This window comes from Rhizobium sp. BT04 (genome assembly GCF_030053135.1).
Lineage (GTDB): Bacteria > Pseudomonadota > Alphaproteobacteria > Rhizobiales > Rhizobiaceae > Rhizobium > Rhizobium binxianense.
Genome location: NZ_CP125652.1, coordinates 288,563 through 304,094, shown reverse-complemented (window position 1 = coordinate 304,094; position 15,532 = coordinate 288,563). Strand labels below are relative to the sequence as shown.

Below are 15,532 nucleotides of genomic sequence, written 5' to 3'. Positions count from 1 at the left end.
AGGGAGAGCATAATGAGTGAGAGCAAGAGCCGTTTCGTGGTGTCGGCCGACTGGCTGCAGGCTGAGCTCGGGAAGCCGGATCTGCGCGTGCTGGACGCCTCCTTCTATCTGCCGGCGCAGAAGCGCGATGCCGATGCCGAATATGCGGCCGGCCATATTCCCGGCGCCATCCGCTTCGACCAGGACAAGATCGCCGACCATTCGACGTCGCTGCCGCACACGATCCCCTCGCCCGACTATTTCGCCACTGAGGCCGGCCGGCTCGGCATCAGCGAGAACGATCGCATCGTCGTCTATGACGGCATCGGCCTGTTCGCCTCGCCGCGCGTCTGGTGGCTGTTCCGGGTGATGGGCGCGAAAAACGTCTTCGTGCTCGACGGCGGTCTCGATGGCTGGAAGGCCGAGGGCCGTCGGCTCGAAACGACGACGCCCAGCCATGCGCCGGCGACCTTCACGCCTGACTTCGACGAAAGCCGCGTGGTGGCGCTCGATAGGATGCGCGATATCGTCGCGAGCGGCGCGATGCAGATCGCCGATGCCCGCAGCGCCGGCCGCTTCGCCGCCGCCGAGCCCGAGCCGCGTGCCGGCATGCGCTCCGGCCATATGCCCGGCGCCCGCAGCCTGCCCTCCGGTACCTTCGCCAACCAGGGCCGATTCAAATCGCTGCCGGAACTCCGCCAGACGATCGAGGAGGCCGGCATCGACCTTTCCAAGCCCGTCGTCACCTCCTGCGGCTCGGGGATAACAGCCGCGATCATCACGCTGGCGCTGGAATCGCTCGGCCATCACGACAACAAGCTTTATGACGGCTCGTGGAGCGAATGGGGCAGCCGTGACGATACGCCCGTCGTCACCGGCCCGCCGACGCCAGTCAAAGCCTGATCGCCATGGGAAAGACGCCCGCTTCGCTGAAAGCCCACATCACCCGGCTGGAAATGACGGCGCCGCCGAAGGCGAGCATGCCGGTGCCCGTCAATATTCAGACGGCGATCATGCGCGCGCCCCAGATCCCGCTGCCCTTCTATCGCTATCTCTACCGGCAGGTGGGCGCGCGCTGGCAATGGGTGGACCGGCTGCGCATGAGCGACGAGCAGTTGGCCGAGACACTGAACGACAAGCGCAACAATATCAGCGTCCTTTATGTGAATGGCGCGCCCGCCGGTTTCTACGAATATTTCTGCGAGGACGAGGATACGATCGAGCTCAGCCATTTCGGCCTGATCGAACATGCGCTCGGTCTCGGCATCGGCAAATGGTTCCTGCTGCAGGCGCTCTACGCCATCTGGTCACTCAACCCGAAGCGGGTCACCACCACCACCAACAATCTCGACCACCCGCGCGCGCTGCAGCTCTACCAGATGTACGGCTTCTCGCCAGTGTCCACAGGCGCCGGGATTGTGCGTCCGCTGAGCGACAAGGAGCTTCTGGAGATGGCGCGGAAAAGCTGACAGCTTCTTTCCCGAGGTAAGGGGAGATGGCTAACGCTGCGTCAGACTGTTCGGGCGGCGCGGGTCGTTGCGGCGCTCGAAATCGAGCGTGCGGCCCGACTGTTCTTTCAGTTCCGCTACTTCCCGGCGCAGAGCCCTGAGTTCTTCCAGTATTTCAGCATTCTGTTGCGCCAGCAGTGCGAGATCGACGTCGGCCAAGGCCTTCTCCTTTCGGCTTACGGCGTTCGCCCAGAAGATACTCCGCTTTTCGCTCCCCGGCGATCTCATATGCAGACGCAGGCAAGAATCGGGTGGCTTGCCCGCTCGTCGGGGTGCATTTCATGGCAATCACAAAGGAGATCTGCCATGACCGCCATTCGTTTTGTCGCCATGCCGACGACCGACGCCGAACAGCTCTGGAACGGCGGCCGCGACGCCTATGACAGGCTGCCCGAGACGATCGTTTCCGATGGTCCCGGTCATCCCTGCCGCCATTGCCTTCAGAATATCGATGCCGGCGAGGCGTTGCTGGTCTTCGCCTACCGGCCCTTCCCGAAGCTGCAGCCCTATGCCGAAACCGGACCGGTCTTCCTGCACAAGCAACCTTGCGCACGCTATACCGCCGAAGACATCATGCCGCCGGTACTGACGACGAGCCGGGATTTCATCGTCCGCGGCTACAGCGAGAACGACCGCATCGTCTACGGCACCGGCGCGGTGACTGCTATCGGCGATATTCCCGCCTATGGCGAAGAGCTGCTGGGACGATCTGATATCACCTATGTGCATGTGCGCTCGGCGCGCAACAATTGCTTTCAATGCCGGATCGACAAGGTAGAGGCGCCGACCCTTGCGGAGACCGGCGCCTTTAGCTGACGTAGAGACAGGCAGCTTACGCAACGTTCAGTACGCTCTCCGGCGCGAAGGCTTCGTAGCCAAGTGCGTCGGCGACCGGCTTGCTGGTGATGCGGCCCTTGTGGACGTTGAGGCCGTTCCTCAGATGCTTGTCTTCGGCGATGGCGCGCAGGCCGCGATCGGCAAGCGCCAGGCCGTGAACCAGTGTGGCATTGTTCAGTGCGTGCGCCGAGGTGACCGGGACAGCGCCCGGCATATTGGCAACGCAATAATGCACGACGCCGTCGACCTCGTAGGTGGGATCGGAATGGGTCGTCGCATGCGAGGTCTCGAAGCAGCCGCCCTGATCGATGGCGACGTCGACGATGACGGCGCCCTTTTTCATGCCGGAGAGCATCTCGCGGGTGACGAGCTTCGGCGCAGCCGCACCCGGGATCAGAACGGCGCCGATAATCAGATCGGCCGAGAAGACTTCCTCCTCCAGCGCCTGAATGCTGGAATAGCGGGTGTGGATGCGGCCTGAGAAGATATCGTCGAGCTGGCGCAGGCGCGGCAGCGACTTGTCGAGGATGCTGACATCGGCGCCGAGGCCGGCGGCCATCCGGGCCGCATGCAGGCCGACGACGCCGCCGCCGATGACCGCGACCTTGGCCGGCAAGACGCCGGGCACGCCGCCGAGCAGGACGCCGAGGCCGCCATTGGCCTTCTGCAGCGCGGTCGCACCCGCCTGGATCGACAGGCGCCCGGCAACCTCCGACATCGGCGCCAGCAGCGGCAGGCCGCCGCGCTCGTCGGTCACCGTTTCATAGGCGATCGCCGTGACGCCGGAGGCTATCAGACCCTTGGTCTGTTCCGGATCGGGCGCCAGATGCAGATAAGTATAAAGCAGCTGACCGTCGCGGAGCTGCGCCCATTCGGAAGGCTGCGGCTCCTTCACCTTGACGATCATGTCGCACTTTTCGAAGATATCCCTGGCGGAGGCAGCGATCTTCGCGCCAGCCGCGGCATAGGCGGCGTCATCGGCGCCGATGCCGGCGCCCGCCTTGGTCTCCACCCAGACCTCGTGACCGTGGGCGACATATTCGCGCACCGAAGCCGGCGTCAGACCGACGCGATATTCATGATTCTTGATTTCCTTCGGGCAACCGACACGCATTGGCGTTCCTCTCCTGTCATCTCCGCAGCCGCGGATCTCCTCAGATGATGAATCCAACCACCAAGGCCGCGAAATGTCCTTGCAAAGACGATTTGCGAAGAGGCGATTTTTCGGCGATTATTGTGCTCTTCACCTCATTCTTCGAAGGTTCTTCGAATGGCCGATCTCGATACCATCGATCTTGCGATTCTCCGGGCATTGCAGGCCAATGCCCGCATCACCAATGCCGAGCTTGCCGAGAGGATCGGATTGTCGCCTTCGGCCTGTTCGCGCCGGCTCGACATCCTGGAAAGAAGCTGCGTCATCGCCGGCTACCATGCGCGGCTGTCGCACAAGGCGCTCGACTACAAGATGATCGCCATCGTGCATATCTCGCTCTCCGGCCAGTTCGCCAAGACGCTGGCGGAATTCGAGGCGGCGGTGAAGCTCTGTCCCAACGTGCTCGTCTGTTACCTGATGTCAGGCGAATATGATTATATCCTCAGGGTCGCGGCCCGCGATCTCGAGGACTATGAGCGCATCCACCGCGACTGGCTGTCCGCCCTGCCCCACGTCGTCAAGATCAATTCGAGTTTCGCGCTCAGAGAAATCATCGACAAGCCGAATGTCGGGCTTTGAGCCCTTGCAAAGTTTTCGAAAGCCTGCCCAGACTTTCGACGCGCAGGCGTTTCCCGCTCAATGGCAAATCATGACATCGAAGACCCACGGTTATATTTTCGCCCTGCTGGCGCTCACCATCTTTTCGCTGCAGGACGCCATCTCGAAACATCTGGCGACGAGCTATCCGCCGATCTTCGTAACGATGATCCGCTACTGGGCTTTCGCGCTTTTCACGATCATTCTCGCCTCGAGGATGCGTGGTGGCCTCAAGGCGACGGCCCGCACCAAACGCCCGCTCCTGCAGGTGACACGCGGCGTTCTGCTTGCGGTCCAGGTGGTTCTGGCCATCACCTGTTTTGCGATAATCGGCCTTGCCCGTTCGCAGGCGATCTTTTCCGCGACACCGATCCTGATCGCGCTGCTGGCGATGCCGATCCTCGGCGAACGGGTCGGCTGGCGGCGGTGGGCGGCGATCGCCGCCGGACTTTTCGGGGTGCTGCTGATCCTGAAGCCGGAAGGCGAATTTTTCGACGTGAAGCTGCTTCTCGCCGTCGCCTCCTGCTTCAACTTCGCCTTCTACGTTATCGCCACTCGCCTCGTCAGCCGCGACGATTCGTCGATGACCAGCTTCTTTTATACCGGCGTCGTCGGCGGTGTGACGATGACGCTTATCGGACCATTCTACTGGAGCTCGATGTCGCCGGGCGACTGGGGCTGGATGGCGCTCGTTTGCATGACCAGCATTTCCAGCCATTATTTCCTGATCCGCGCCTACGATATTCTCGATGCCGCCGCCGTCCAGCCGCTGACCTATCTGTCACTTGTCTACGCCTCCATCATCGGCATGGTGATCTATGGAGAAACGCTGAGCTTCAACGTGATCGTCGGCTCGGTCATCGTGGTCGCCGCCGGTATCTTCACGGTCTGGCGCGAGCATGTGGTGGGGCGCAGGACGGCCGCCGCCGGAGCACCGCAAGTCGAATAGGACTCTGAAAGGTTCGGCGCAGGACGACCATCCGATGTGGCATCCGCTGCAATGCAGTCGCGCCAGGATGGATCGATACTGACCTCAACGTGGATTTCCTCGAGAGCATGCCGGATCCGCAAGCCTTCCGCCGGGAGATCGGCCGCATCCATCCCGTCGGACGGACAGGAAAGCCGGAAGAAGTGGCCGCACTGGTCGCCTGGCTTGCCTCGCCGGAAGCCGGCTTTGTCACCGGCCAGGTCTGGACCATCGATGGTGGACGCATGGCGAAACTGAGCCTGCCCTAAACGCGTGCAGGATGGTGGTGAGTGCGGCGGTGTGCTGCTTGTCACGCTGGCGCGTGAAGCAGATCTCGAATGGCTGATGTTCGATAAGGTGACATTTCACTGCAATTTTAGCCAAGCCACTAAAACCATTTCAATTTTCGGGCGCTATGCTGCTCCCCATATTCGAGGGAGAATGTATGACTCGCAATTTGAAAATTACGGCCAGAAAGGCCGAACGGCAAAACTGCCGCGTCTTCGGCAGCGTCAAATATTTGAACAGCCAGGTGGATGCACGTATCCTGAATCTGTCGGTGACCGGTGCGGCCCTGGAGATGAAGGGACCGTTTCATGCGGCTTCCGGCAGCAAGGTGCGCATCGAGGCCGAGAACCTCGGGATGCTCGAAGGCGTCATTCGCTGGAAACACAATGGCCGCGTCGGCATCCAATTCGACGTGAATTCCAATGCGCGAGCGCAGGTCTCCTCCTATTTCCGCTTTTTCCATAAGGAAATACGACCGGTTCTGGCGGTACGCCAACTGGTTACGGCCAACGCCAACGGCAAACGGACGCCTCAATTGGCCACATCGACGCCGAAATCGTAAGGCTGCACCGCCTTTGTGCCAAAGGAGCGGCTGTGTGGCCGCTCAGTGGCTGTGGTTGCCGTTGGCGCCGAGCCCGCAGCCGAGCGGACGTCTCGGCACCTCCTGCAATGACGATAATGGCTCCGGCCATGACCCGTTCCTCCGATGGATTTCCGTCGGGAAACTTTACTATAAGTTGTATTTTAAAACCATTGCGCCATCGCCGCCGATTGTTTTGCCGTCCTGTCATTTTCGCAGTGTACTCCTCGCCAAATCGTCCTAATTCTGACGGGCCGGACGATGCATGCTTTTTGAAGGAGAGTTCCCATGTCTTCTATTTTCGACGTTGGCGTCATGAGCCGCCGTTCTCTGCTTGGCGGGCTTGCCGCCACTTCCGCTCTGGTGCTGCTGCACCCTTTCAGCGCCCGCGCCAGCGCCAACCAGGCGCATCTCCGGCTGATGGAAACGACGGATATTCACGTCAACGTCTTCCCCTATGACTATTATGCCGACAAGCCGAACGACACGATGGGTCTTTCCCGCACCGGGACGACCATCGACACTATCCGCGCAGAGGCCGTCAACTCGCTGCTGATCGACAATGGCGACGTGCTGCAGGGCAATCCGATGGGCGATTACATGGCCTACCAGCACGGCATGAAGGACGGCGACGTCCATCCCGTGATCAAGGCGATGAACACGCTCGGCTATACAGTGGGAACGCTTGGCAATCACGAGTTCAACTACGGCCTCGACTTCATGTTCAAGGTCCTGTCGGGCGCGAACTTCCCCTTCGTCTGCGCCAACCTGACCAAGGGCCGGCTCGCCTCGGACCCGAAGCAGGACGATCTCTTCTTCAAGCCCTACATCATCGTGGAAAAACAGATCAAGGACGGCGCCGGCGATGAGAGCCCGGTCAAGATCGGCTTCATCGGCTTCGTACCGCCGCAGATCATGCTCTGGGATATCAAGAACCTCGAAGGCAAGGCGCAGACGCGCGATATCGTCGAGGCGGCCAAGGCCTGGGTTCCAGCCATGAAGGAAGCCGGCGCCGATATCGTCATCGCGCTCTCCCATTCCGGTATCGACGGCAGCGCACCGTCCGAAAAGATGGAAAACGCCTCGCTGCACCTCGCCGCCGTCGAAGGGATCGACGCGATCTTCACCGGCCATCAGCATCTCGTCTTCCCCGGCCCGAAGAGCTGGGACGGCATTGCCAATGCCGATCCCGTCAAGGGCACGCTGCATGGCAAGCCCGCGGTGATGGCCGGCTTCTGGGGCTCGCATCTCGGCCTGATCGACCTGCTGCTCGAAAAGGACGGCAACAGCTGGAAGATCGTCGATTTCACCTCGGAAGCACGGCCGATCTACCATCGTGACGACAAGAAGAAGGTGGTTGCCGACTACGCCGACAAGAAGGACGTGGTCGAAGCCGCCAAGGCCGAGCACGAGGCGACTCTTGCGTATGTCCGCACCCCTGTCGGCAAAACCTCCGCACCGCTCTATTCCTATTTCGCACTGGTCGCCGACGACCCTTCCGTGCAGGTCGTCAGCCAGGCCCAGACCTGGTACATCAAGCAGATGCTCGCCGATACCGCATTCAAGGACCTGCCGGTGCTGTCGGCGGCAGCCCCCTTCAAGGCCGGCGGTCGCGGCGGCGCCGACTATTATACCGACGTTCCGGCCGGCGATATCGCCATCAAGAACGTCGCTGACCTCTATCTCTATCCGAACACGGTGCAGGCTGTCGCCATCACCGGCGCCCAGGTGAAGAACTGGCTGGAAATGTCGGCCGGCATGTTCAATCACATTGCGGCCGGCTCGAAGGATGCGCCGCTGCTCAACAACGACTTCCCGTCCTACAATTTCGACGTCATCGATGGCGTGACCTACCAGATCGACCTGTCGCAGCCGCCGAAATATGATTCCTCCGGCAAGGCGATCAATCCGGATGCCAACCGCATCCAGAACCTGGCCTTCGACGGCAGGCCGATCGATCCCGCCCAGAAGTTCGTCGTCGTCACCAACAATTACCGCGCCGGCGGCGGCGGCAGTTTCCCGGAGATCGCCGCTGATAAGGTGATCTTCCAGGCGCCGGACACCAACCGCGACGTCATCGTCCGCTATGTCCACGACCAGGGCACGATCAATCCGTCGGCCGATGCGAACTGGACCTTCAAACCGCTGCCGGGCACGACCGTGACCTTCGAAAGCGGCCCGAAGGCAAAGCAGTTCCTCGCGGCGGTCAAGAGCGTCAAGATCGAGGATGCCGGCGACGGCGCCGACGGCTTCTCGAAGTTCAGGCTGGTTCTTTAAACCGAAGGAAATGCAGACGAAGGCGCGGCACCCGCGCCTTCGTCATTCAGCCGCGAGCCGTGCCGCGGGTTGCTGGAGCTCCGCCATCTCCGCATGGAAATCGGCCTGGTTCGGGCAATGGGAAAGCCGCGTGCGGAACGCATCGACCATCCAGCTGGCGGCAGGTCCGGGCGGGTTGGCGAGCTGGCGCACCGAATATATCGGATATTCCCCCTGCTCGTAGGCATCCAGATCGAGATGGACGAGCGCGCCGCTGCGGAGATCGTCATGCATTATAGAGGCCGGAAGACCGCCCCAGCCCAGGCCGGCCTTGATGAGCTGGTGCTTCGTCGCAATATCGCTGACGCGCCATGTCTTGTAGGACAGCACGTTGAAATCCCGCCCCTTCGTTCGGCCTGAGGCGTCGGTGACGACGAGCTGCACTTCCTCGCGCACGTCGCCCAGCGTGAGCGGCCGGTCGATGCGGGCCAGCGGGTGGTTGGGGGCGGCAACCGGCAACATGAAGGAATGGCCGATCCGCTCCGTGATAATCGAATCGTCCTGTTTGATGACGGCGCCGCCGATGCCGATCGTCGCCTTGCCGCTGAGGACGAGATCCATGACCATTCCGAGTTCGCCGACGTTGAGGCTCAACGAAACGGACGGGAATATCTCGCGGAATTCATGCAGGACGTCCACCATGGCGCGCGAGGGCACCATGACGCTGATGGCGACAGAAACCTCCGCTTCGAGCCCTTCCCTCAAGCTCTTGACGCGCGCCCGCATGACTTGCAGATCGCCCAGAATGCGCCGCGCATCCTCGAGCATCGCCTTGCCCGCTTCCGTCAGCTTCGGCTGGCGTGCGCCGGAGCGCTCGAAAAGCGGCACTTCGAGCTGCGCTTCCAGGTTGGCGATCGTATAGCTGACGACCGACTGCGCCCGGTTCAATGCCCGCGAAGCGGCCGAAAAGCTGCCGGTTTCGGCAACGGTCAGAAACACCTGCAATTGATCCAGGGTCGGGTTCGGGAGCATGTTCCATCCATTCCATCGATAGTTTCGATCGACATTATCACCGTTTTTTCGATAGCAGGCCAGACCTATTTTGCTCATCGAGACTGCGGCTCACCTCCCAGCAACGGGCCGTCAAATTCAATTCGAAAGGAAATGTACATGTCGTCCATCCTGCTTCTGACGTCCAGCCCGCGTGCCGAATCGCTCTCGACGCCGATCGCCGCCGATCTCGCCGAAAAGCTGAAGGGCCAGAATCCGGGCAGCGTCGTCGTCCGCCGCGACCTCGCCGCCAACCCGCTGCCGCATATCGATGACTTGTTCACCGGCGCGATCCGCAAGCCGGCCGAAGACCGTACCGCCGAAGAAATCGCAGCCATCAAAACCTCCGACGAACTCGTCGCCGAACTGTTTGCCGCCGATACGATCGTCATCAGCACCGGTCTGATCAACTTCAACATCTATTCGTCGCTGAAGACCTGGATCGACAACGTCGCCCGCGCCGGCGTGACCTTCAAGTACACGGAAACCGGCCCGGTCGGCCTCGTCACCGGCAAGAAGGTTTATGTCGTGCTCACCTCCGGCGGCGTCTACTCGCAGGGACCGGCTGCGCCGCTGAACCATGCCGTACCGTATCTGAAGTCGGTTCTCGGCTTCCTCGGCATCACGGATATCGAGACCATCTATGTCGAAGGTCTCGCCTTCGGTCCCGAAGCTGCCGAAAAGGCCATCGACGCCGCCAAGTCGCGCGTCCAGGAAATCGCGCTGGCCGCCTGATCGGCTCGCCAATACAGCTTGGAACGGCCGGCCTTCGCCGGCCGTTTGTCATTTGTCGATGTCGGCGACAAAATCCCGGACCGTCGCCAGGATTTCTGCTGAAAGTTCCTCATCGGAGGAGATCCTGGCAAGGCCGACGCCGCCTGCCATCATCGCAAAGGCCATGATCGCCTTGCGCCGCCTTTCTCCTTCCTCCGTTCCCGCAGCCTTGCTTGCCAAGGCTTCGAAATTGCGCCGCAACCCCTGCGTCGCGATCGCTCGCGCCTTCTCGCCGCTGCGGGATAGATCAGAGGTCAGCGCGGCAAAAGGGCAGCCTTCGCCGGGATTGTCGCGATGATGGGCGCTGACATAACGATCGGCGACATCGGCAGCCGACATCTCCGCCGGGTTCACTCCCTCGGCCTCCAGCCTGCGTCCCCATGAATCGAAAGCGGACTGGATCGCCTCGGCGACCAGATCGTCGCGGGAGGCGAAATGCTTGTAGAAGCCCCCGACGGTCAGTCCTGCTTCCTTCATCAGGTCGGCGACGCCAATACCTTCGAGCCCCTCCTCGCGCAGCCGCTTCGACGCGGTCTCGACAATCTTCTCGTGCGTCTTCTGTTTTTCCAACTGCGAACGGCCCATCGGAAATCTCCCCGGCAATGCCTCTTGACTCACGTAGATTATCATCATAATCCTTGTAGATAACGATCATAATCCATATCGTTGCCAATTCCAAGAGGAGCATGAATCATGCGTCTAAGAAACAAAGTCGCCCTGATCACCGGTGGAAACAGCGGTATCGGTCTTGCGACCGCCAGGGTCTTCATCGACGAGGGTGCCAGGGTGGTGATCACCGGCCGCAACCCGGAAACGCTCGCTGCCGCCGAAAAGGCGCTCGGGGCCGGCGTGCTGGCGCTGAAGGTCGATGTCACCGATGCCGCCGCCACCGAGAAGGCCTTTGCGGAAGCAGCCGGAAAGGTCGGCAAGTTCGACATCGTCTTCGCCAATGCCGGCATCGGCGGCGCGACACCGCTCGGTGACACGTCGCCGGAGCAGTTCAACCAGATCATCAGCACCAACCTCACCGCAGTCTTCTTCACCGTGCAATCAGCCCTGCCGCATCTCAACGACGGCGCTTCGGTGATCCTCAACGGCTCAGTGCATGCCGTGCTGGGCGCTCCCGGCTGGTCTGCCTATGCAGCGACCAAGGCGGCGGTCCGGGCGATGACACGCAATATGGCCTCCGAACTCGCGCCGCGCGGCATCCGCGTCAATCAGGTGACGCCCGGCGGCACGAAGACGCCGATCTGGTCGCCGATGGCACCAACAGAAGACGCGATGTCGGCGCTCGAGGCTCGTATGGGCGGCCTGAGCCCGCTCGGCCGCATGAGCGAAGCCGACGAGATCGCCAAGGCGGCGCTCTACCTGGCATCGGATGATTCCGCCAATGTCACCGGCATCGAGATCACCGTGGACGGCGGCATGACAAGTGCGCCGTCCGGCGCCAAGATCTTCCGCGCCGCTTGAGCAAGCCGGACCCGGGCAAAGTCAGACTTGTCCGGGTCCCCGTCTTGTCAGCGACTTCGGTCGGTCGTCGAGGGCTTCCTATTCCTCTACTAAGGACGCTTTGCCGATCATCACACGGCGGGCAACTCGAAACAGGACGATTGCCAGATTCAGGGCGGCAAGCAGGAGCAACACGGACAGCATGGTCTGAATGCCGGAGGAAACGATTAGATTGCCGGCGATCATCGGAAAGCCGAAGACGCCGATGAAATAGGACAGCGAGAACAAGAGAAGCGATTGCGGCATAAGGCCGGTGGGCGCCTCATTCGCGGCAAGGCCATTGATGACGGAATAGGTCAGCCCGTAGCCCAGGCCCAGCATCGCCGCAGCTCCGAGATAGGCCATCTGACCTGATGTCATCACCAGGAACAGCAGGATGGAGGCCAGCGTCAGGCTCGTCAGCACCAGAAGCGAATAGAATGGATCCTTCTTGACCACATATCCCGCCACGAACAGCCGGCTCAGGATGGCGGCGGACATGAAACCGATGAAGAAGAGCGAATAATCGAATCCGTGCGCCTTGGCGTAGCTGGTCTGAAAGCTGGAAAGCCCGCCGAAAATCGCGCCGCCGATGCCAACCATGGCGATGGAATAGATCGCCGGCGAAGCAATCACCTGACGCGCTGCGGCAAATGAGATCTTGTTGACATGAGGCAAAATCTTGCCGGCTCTGTTCAGCCGGAGATGCAGCCAAAGGTAAAGTGCGCCGCCGGCAAGACTGGACAGGAAGGCAAAGGCGAAGGCCGTCTCGATCGGCATCGACCAGCCGGTGGCAATGCGGCCAATGATCGGTCCGGCGCCGATGCCCGACATCATCGATCCCGAAAGCAGGGCAAAGAACCGGATGCGGTCCGCGGGTTCGGTGATCGCCGCGACCAGGATCGGCCCGAGCGCGTAAAAAGTGCCCCAACCGATTCCGAGGACGAAACCGACAGTCATTAGGCTCAGTCCGGCGGCGGGGACCGTGGCGAATCCCAGCCCGGATGCCGCCAGAAACAGCCCGGAAACCGCCACCGCCCGCGCTGAGCCGATGGCATCGGCGATGTGGCCGGACAGGATCACGAGAATGACGGTGCTGACCGTCGCCGCCGAGATGATCAGGCCGGCGAGCGCCTCGTTCCCGCCCCGCTGTCCGACCAGCACCGGGATGAGAAAGGTCACGCCGTAGGCGATCGAGAGAAGAAATCCTCCGATGCACAAAACGGCAAATTCGCCGCCATCGACCTTGGTTCGCACTGCTGTATCACTCATGTCTCCACGCCCCTCGCAGGAAAGCTCTTCCGTTGCAGCAATGGAGATCACGTTGGCATTTTACGAACAAGCCGTTTTTATGACTCCCATAACCCATTGAAAAATATAATTTCTATAGATCTATGTTATTGTTTATAGAACATCCTCAACACCCGCCGCGGTCTGCCTCGACCGAAGTCGCCTCGTCGACCGCCGGTATACGGTCCGGCCTCTCTTTTGATCGTCTCAGGCCATCGCAATAGAATTGCTGATGCTAACAACACGCGCGAAAAGGGAAAACTTTGAAGCTACTCGGTGAGAGAGCTTTATAAAGGCTGGTTTCCAGCAATGGCCGGCAGACCTTTGGCCTCCGATGGCGGCGATGTGCCGGAAGTTTGTATCGAACGTGGAGCATCCTGTGAACAATCGGCTGCTCTCAACGTGGCCGCTTGTGTATTGCTCTGGTTTATGCAATCTATGGATGAATATTGCCGAGTTGAATCGGGTATCAGGGGGACAAGAAGTTGGTTGGTGTACCCTGGATTTGGAAATGGGGAGTGGTCGGCGCCGCTTGCGTCGCAATTCCGCTTCTGGGACGAATTGACTGGAAGACCTGGGTCCTCGACCATCAACCCCTCGTTACCGGTATTCTTGCTGCCATAGCCGCACTCGGCATGATCGTGCAAATACGCGTCAGCGATCACCGGAACGACACGCGGCACCAGGATTTCATGTTCAGGGCTCCGCCTGTTCAAACCCGTCGCCGAGATGACGAAGAAGATTACTAAAGCGCGTTGCATGAAACTTGATCAAGCGACGCGCTTTGGCTCCTTGTTTTCATGCATGTCGTTATTCCGGCACCGCTGCACTCTTCCGGGCGACATGCATTGGCGCGTAGCGCCGCGCGTCTGTCCAGACAAGCAGCAGCCGCGCTAACTGAGTTTCACCGGGCCGGAACGACCGACGACGCAGTTGCGGCCGCTCTTCTTTGCGGCGTAGAGCCTGCCGTCGGCGGCCGTCAGCACGGCGGTGAAATCGGCGCCGTCCTCGTCGGCGGTGGCGACGCCGATGCTGACCGTGACCGGCCTGTCATCCGGCGTCCTGACGCTGGTCTCGATCGTCCAGCGCAAGCGCTCCGCAAGCAGCAGACCTTCTTCGTGGCCGGTGCCGGGACAGACGGCAACGAACTCCTCGCCGCCGAAGCGGAAGACGCGGTCGCTCGAGCGCAATGTCGTGCCCACACGAGCGGCGATCGCCTTCAGCACCTCGTCGCCCTGAAGATGGCCATAGCCGTCATTGACATCCTTGAAGTGATCGGCGTCGAGAATGAGAATGGTGGTGAATAGTCCCTGCCTCAGCGCCTCGCTCAGCATCAGCGGCGCTTCCAGTTCCATGCGCGTGCGATCGTAGACGCCGGTGAGCATATCGCGGCCGGTGCGCTCCAGAAGATCGTTGTAGCGCTCACGGAATGTCAGGTCGCCGAAGACGTCGCTGATCGAGCGTGCGGACATCGCCGCCCTACCCCGGCGGATACGATATTCATAGATTGCGAACATCGCCGCATAGAGGCAGACGGCCAGCATTTTCGCCTTCCATCCGGCCCAGAATGCGGCGATCGGCACATTCAGGAAATAATGCAGTGCGGCGAAGAAGCCGATCTGGTCGAAAGACAGCAGCACGAATCCCGAAATCAGGAAACGCAGAACGACGCGCCGGCGGAAGAAATCGCCGAGCTTTTCGTAAAGCAGGATGATGCCGAGCGAATCGACATAGAGCAGCGCCGTGCCCCAGACCATCAACCAGCCCATCTCCTTGAGAAAATCGACGTCGGGCGTGTGGTCGGGCGACATCTGCAGCGGCAGGTGCAGTTGCAGCACCCAGGCAATGCCGACGGTGAGCAGGTTGCCGAGGAACAGGCCATAGATCGGCTGGCGCACCGTCGCGGCATCCTCCTGCAGGTAAAGCATCAGGATCATCATCAGCTTGCCGGAGAAGAAGACGGATGAGCCCGGCGACACATCCCCGAACGGCAGCGAGACATAGAAGACCGCCGCCAGATAGGTCTCCATGAAATGCATGACGCCGAGCGCCGTCAGGAAAACCCCGAGACCAAGCCGGTGGCGGAAATGCAGAAGCGTCACCATCAGCGCGAAATAAGCGACGGCTTCGATGGCGAAGAGAACGAGGTTGAGTGTCTCCATCACGATAGCTCAGCGACGGATGTCCGTCCTCGGTATTTTGCCGGCGCGGCGATGGCGACAGCAAATCCTTTGGTCGATCGTCCGAAAAAATCAAACACGAGGGCGTCCCGCAAATCCTGCAGGCGATACCTTTCACCCCAATCCTTTAAGATTGCGTGAGTGAGATCCCGGTCACCGGCGATGTACCGGAGTCACAGGATTGAAAAACAAGAATAATTGTGGCCGGTATCACATGCTGATCGGGCGGATGCCGATTTCAGACCTGCCGAAGCTTCTCGCCGTCGCCGAAGAGTGACGAACCGTGCTGATCGATGATCTGCTGCGCTTTGCGCACCGTGCATTCAAGCGCATCGTCGGACGAGGAAAACAGATCGGCGCGGATGAAATTGCGCACCAAGACCTCGTCGCCGACCTTCTTTTCGATGCGGCCGGCAAGGCGATATTGGCCGCCTTCCTTACGCGGCTCGGCATAGATCGTGCAATCGCCGTAAAGCTGCGGCTCGCCGGAAGGACCGGCCGCTTCCGCGGCGGGTTTGCCGCCGCCGGAGAACATCGAAAAGATATTTGAGATGAACGAAGCCATGTTCCGCCTTTAGCACGATG

Annotated in this window: 17 protein-coding genes; 10 read left to right on the top strand and 7 right to left on the bottom strand. The window is 60.9% G+C overall.

What is annotated here, in order from left to right; translation table 11 throughout:
- The first annotated feature begins 12 nt into the window (after positions 1 to 12).
- Together sseA and QMO82_RS09910 are read left to right on the top strand one after the other, a co-directional pair.
- Positions 13 to 882, top strand: a complete 870-nt coding sequence (gene sseA, locus QMO82_RS09915) for a 3-mercaptopyruvate sulfurtransferase (protein ID WP_183607608.1) — start codon at positions 13 to 15, stop codon at positions 880 to 882.
- 5 nt (positions 883 to 887) lie between these two features.
- Positions 888 to 1,448 (top strand): GNAT family N-acetyltransferase, encoded by a 561-nt coding sequence (locus QMO82_RS09910; protein WP_183607609.1) that lies wholly within the window; start codon positions 888 to 890, stop codon positions 1,446 to 1,448.
- 30 nt (positions 1,449 to 1,478) lie between these two features.
- Here the strand turns inward: QMO82_RS09910 and QMO82_RS09905 are convergent, their stop codons facing one another.
- Positions 1,479 to 1,715, bottom strand: a complete 237-nt coding sequence (locus QMO82_RS09905) for a hypothetical protein (RefSeq protein WP_183607610.1) — start codon at positions 1,713 to 1,715, stop codon at positions 1,479 to 1,481.
- 78 nt (positions 1,716 to 1,793) lie between these two features.
- On the opposite strand from QMO82_RS09905, the gene QMO82_RS09900 reads away from it, so the two are divergent.
- A complete protein-coding gene (locus tag QMO82_RS09900) occupies positions 1,794 to 2,303 on the top strand; it encodes a DUF1203 domain-containing protein (protein WP_183607611.1) in 510 nt (169 codons plus the stop codon).
- Between the two features lie 16 nt (positions 2,304 to 2,319).
- On the opposite strand, the gene ald is transcribed toward QMO82_RS09900, so the two are convergent.
- Entirely contained in the window at positions 2,320 to 3,438 is a 1,119-nt protein-coding gene (gene ald, locus QMO82_RS09895; RefSeq protein ID WP_183607612.1) for an alanine dehydrogenase, read from the bottom strand.
- 156 nt (positions 3,439 to 3,594) lie between these two features.
- On the opposite strand from ald, the gene QMO82_RS09890 reads away from it, so the two are divergent.
- The 5 genes from QMO82_RS09890 (at position 3,595) to QMO82_RS09870 (ending at position 8,186) form a co-directional block, all read left to right on the top strand.
- Positions 3,595 to 4,056, top strand: a complete 462-nt coding sequence (locus QMO82_RS09890) for an Lrp/AsnC family transcriptional regulator (protein WP_183607613.1) — start codon at positions 3,595 to 3,597, stop codon at positions 4,054 to 4,056.
- Between the two features lie 70 nt (positions 4,057 to 4,126).
- Complete coding sequence (locus QMO82_RS09885) at positions 4,127 to 5,023, top strand: DMT family transporter (protein WP_183607614.1); 897 nt, start codon at positions 4,127 to 4,129, stop codon at positions 5,021 to 5,023.
- A gap of 29 nt (positions 5,024 to 5,052) precedes the next feature.
- Positions 5,053 to 5,310: an SDR family oxidoreductase gene (locus QMO82_RS09880; protein ID WP_312863032.1), complete on the top strand. Its 258-nt coding sequence runs from the start codon at positions 5,053 to 5,055 to the stop codon at positions 5,308 to 5,310.
- Between the two features lie 176 nt (positions 5,311 to 5,486).
- Positions 5,487 to 5,891: a PilZ domain-containing protein gene (locus QMO82_RS09875; RefSeq protein WP_183607615.1), complete on the top strand. Its 405-nt coding sequence runs from the start codon at positions 5,487 to 5,489 to the stop codon at positions 5,889 to 5,891.
- A 306-nt stretch (positions 5,892 to 6,197) separates the two neighbouring features.
- On the top strand, positions 6,198 to 8,186 hold the full coding sequence (locus QMO82_RS09870; protein ID WP_183607616.1) for a bifunctional 2',3'-cyclic-nucleotide 2'-phosphodiesterase/3'-nucleotidase: 1,989 nt from the start codon (positions 6,198 to 6,200) through the stop codon (positions 8,184 to 8,186).
- 42 nt (positions 8,187 to 8,228) lie between these two features.
- Here QMO82_RS09870 and QMO82_RS09865 read toward each other — a convergent pair whose 3' ends face one another.
- A complete protein-coding gene (locus QMO82_RS09865; RefSeq protein ID WP_183607617.1) occupies positions 8,229 to 9,197 on the bottom strand; it encodes a LysR family transcriptional regulator in 969 nt (322 codons plus the stop codon).
- 138 nt (positions 9,198 to 9,335) lie between these two features.
- Here QMO82_RS09865 and QMO82_RS09860 point away from each other — a divergent pair, with 138 nt between their 5' ends.
- Entirely contained in the window at positions 9,336 to 9,950 is a 615-nt protein-coding gene (locus QMO82_RS09860) for an FMN-dependent NADH-azoreductase (protein ID WP_183607618.1), read from the top strand.
- A 48-nt stretch (positions 9,951 to 9,998) separates the two neighbouring features.
- On the opposite strand, the gene QMO82_RS09855 is transcribed toward QMO82_RS09860, so the two are convergent.
- A complete protein-coding gene (locus QMO82_RS09855; RefSeq protein WP_183607619.1) occupies positions 9,999 to 10,574 on the bottom strand; it encodes a TetR/AcrR family transcriptional regulator in 576 nt (191 codons plus the stop codon).
- 108 nt (positions 10,575 to 10,682) lie between these two features.
- Here QMO82_RS09855 and QMO82_RS09850 point away from each other — a divergent pair, with 108 nt between their 5' ends.
- Complete coding sequence (locus tag QMO82_RS09850; RefSeq protein ID WP_183607620.1) at positions 10,683 to 11,459, top strand: SDR family oxidoreductase; 777 nt, start codon at positions 10,683 to 10,685, stop codon at positions 11,457 to 11,459.
- Between the two features lie 78 nt (positions 11,460 to 11,537).
- Here QMO82_RS09850 and QMO82_RS09845 read toward each other — a convergent pair whose 3' ends face one another.
- The 3 genes from QMO82_RS09845 to QMO82_RS09835 all read right to left on the bottom strand — a co-directional run bounded on the left by QMO82_RS09845 (position 11,538) and on the right by QMO82_RS09835 (position 15,512).
- On the bottom strand, positions 11,538 to 12,749 hold the full coding sequence (locus QMO82_RS09845; protein ID WP_183607621.1) for an MFS transporter: 1,212 nt from the start codon (positions 12,747 to 12,749) through the stop codon (positions 11,538 to 11,540).
- A 911-nt stretch (positions 12,750 to 13,660) separates the two neighbouring features.
- The gene (locus QMO82_RS09840) at positions 13,661 to 14,932 is read right to left on the bottom strand and encodes a diguanylate cyclase (protein WP_183607622.1); all 1,272 of its coding nucleotides are present in this window, start codon (positions 14,930 to 14,932) and stop codon (positions 13,661 to 13,663) included.
- A gap of 253 nt (positions 14,933 to 15,185) precedes the next feature.
- Positions 15,186 to 15,512 (bottom strand): HlyU family transcriptional regulator, encoded by a 327-nt coding sequence (locus QMO82_RS09835; protein ID WP_065279670.1) that lies wholly within the window; start codon positions 15,510 to 15,512, stop codon positions 15,186 to 15,188.
- Positions 15,513 to 15,532: the final 20 nt, after the last annotated feature.

Bases quoted from the DNA above. Each gene is read 5' to 3' on its own strand.
- sseA (WP_183607608.1), top strand. From the start codon at position 13: ATGAGTGAGAGCAAGAGCCGTTTCGTGGTGTCGGCCGACTGGCTGCAG.
- QMO82_RS09910 (WP_183607609.1), top strand. From the start codon at position 888: ATGGGAAAGACGCCCGCTTCGCTGAAAGCCCACATCACCCGGCTGGAA.
- QMO82_RS09905 (WP_183607610.1), bottom strand. From the start codon at position 1,715: ATGAGATCGCCGGGGAGCGAAAAGCGGAGTATCTTCTGGGCGAACGCC.
- QMO82_RS09900 (WP_183607611.1), top strand. From the start codon at position 1,794: ATGACCGCCATTCGTTTTGTCGCCATGCCGACGACCGACGCCGAACAG.
- ald (WP_183607612.1), bottom strand. From the start codon at position 3,438: ATGCGTGTCGGTTGCCCGAAGGAAATCAAGAATCATGAATATCGCGTC.
- QMO82_RS09890 (WP_183607613.1), top strand. From the start codon at position 3,595: ATGGCCGATCTCGATACCATCGATCTTGCGATTCTCCGGGCATTGCAG.
- QMO82_RS09885 (WP_183607614.1), top strand. From the start codon at position 4,127: ATGACATCGAAGACCCACGGTTATATTTTCGCCCTGCTGGCGCTCACC.
- QMO82_RS09875 (WP_183607615.1), top strand. From the start codon at position 5,487: ATGACTCGCAATTTGAAAATTACGGCCAGAAAGGCCGAACGGCAAAAC.
- QMO82_RS09870 (WP_183607616.1), top strand. From the start codon at position 6,198: ATGTCTTCTATTTTCGACGTTGGCGTCATGAGCCGCCGTTCTCTGCTT.
- QMO82_RS09865 (WP_183607617.1), bottom strand. From the start codon at position 9,197: ATGCTCCCGAACCCGACCCTGGATCAATTGCAGGTGTTTCTGACCGTT.
- QMO82_RS09860 (WP_183607618.1), top strand. From the start codon at position 9,336: ATGTCGTCCATCCTGCTTCTGACGTCCAGCCCGCGTGCCGAATCGCTC.
- QMO82_RS09855 (WP_183607619.1), bottom strand. From the start codon at position 10,574: ATGGGCCGTTCGCAGTTGGAAAAACAGAAGACGCACGAGAAGATTGTC.
- QMO82_RS09850 (WP_183607620.1), top strand. From the start codon at position 10,683: ATGCGTCTAAGAAACAAAGTCGCCCTGATCACCGGTGGAAACAGCGGT.
- QMO82_RS09845 (WP_183607621.1), bottom strand. From the start codon at position 12,749: ATGAGTGATACAGCAGTGCGAACCAAGGTCGATGGCGGCGAATTTGCC.
- QMO82_RS09835 (WP_065279670.1), bottom strand. From the start codon at position 15,512: ATGGCTTCGTTCATCTCAAATATCTTTTCGATGTTCTCCGGCGGCGGC.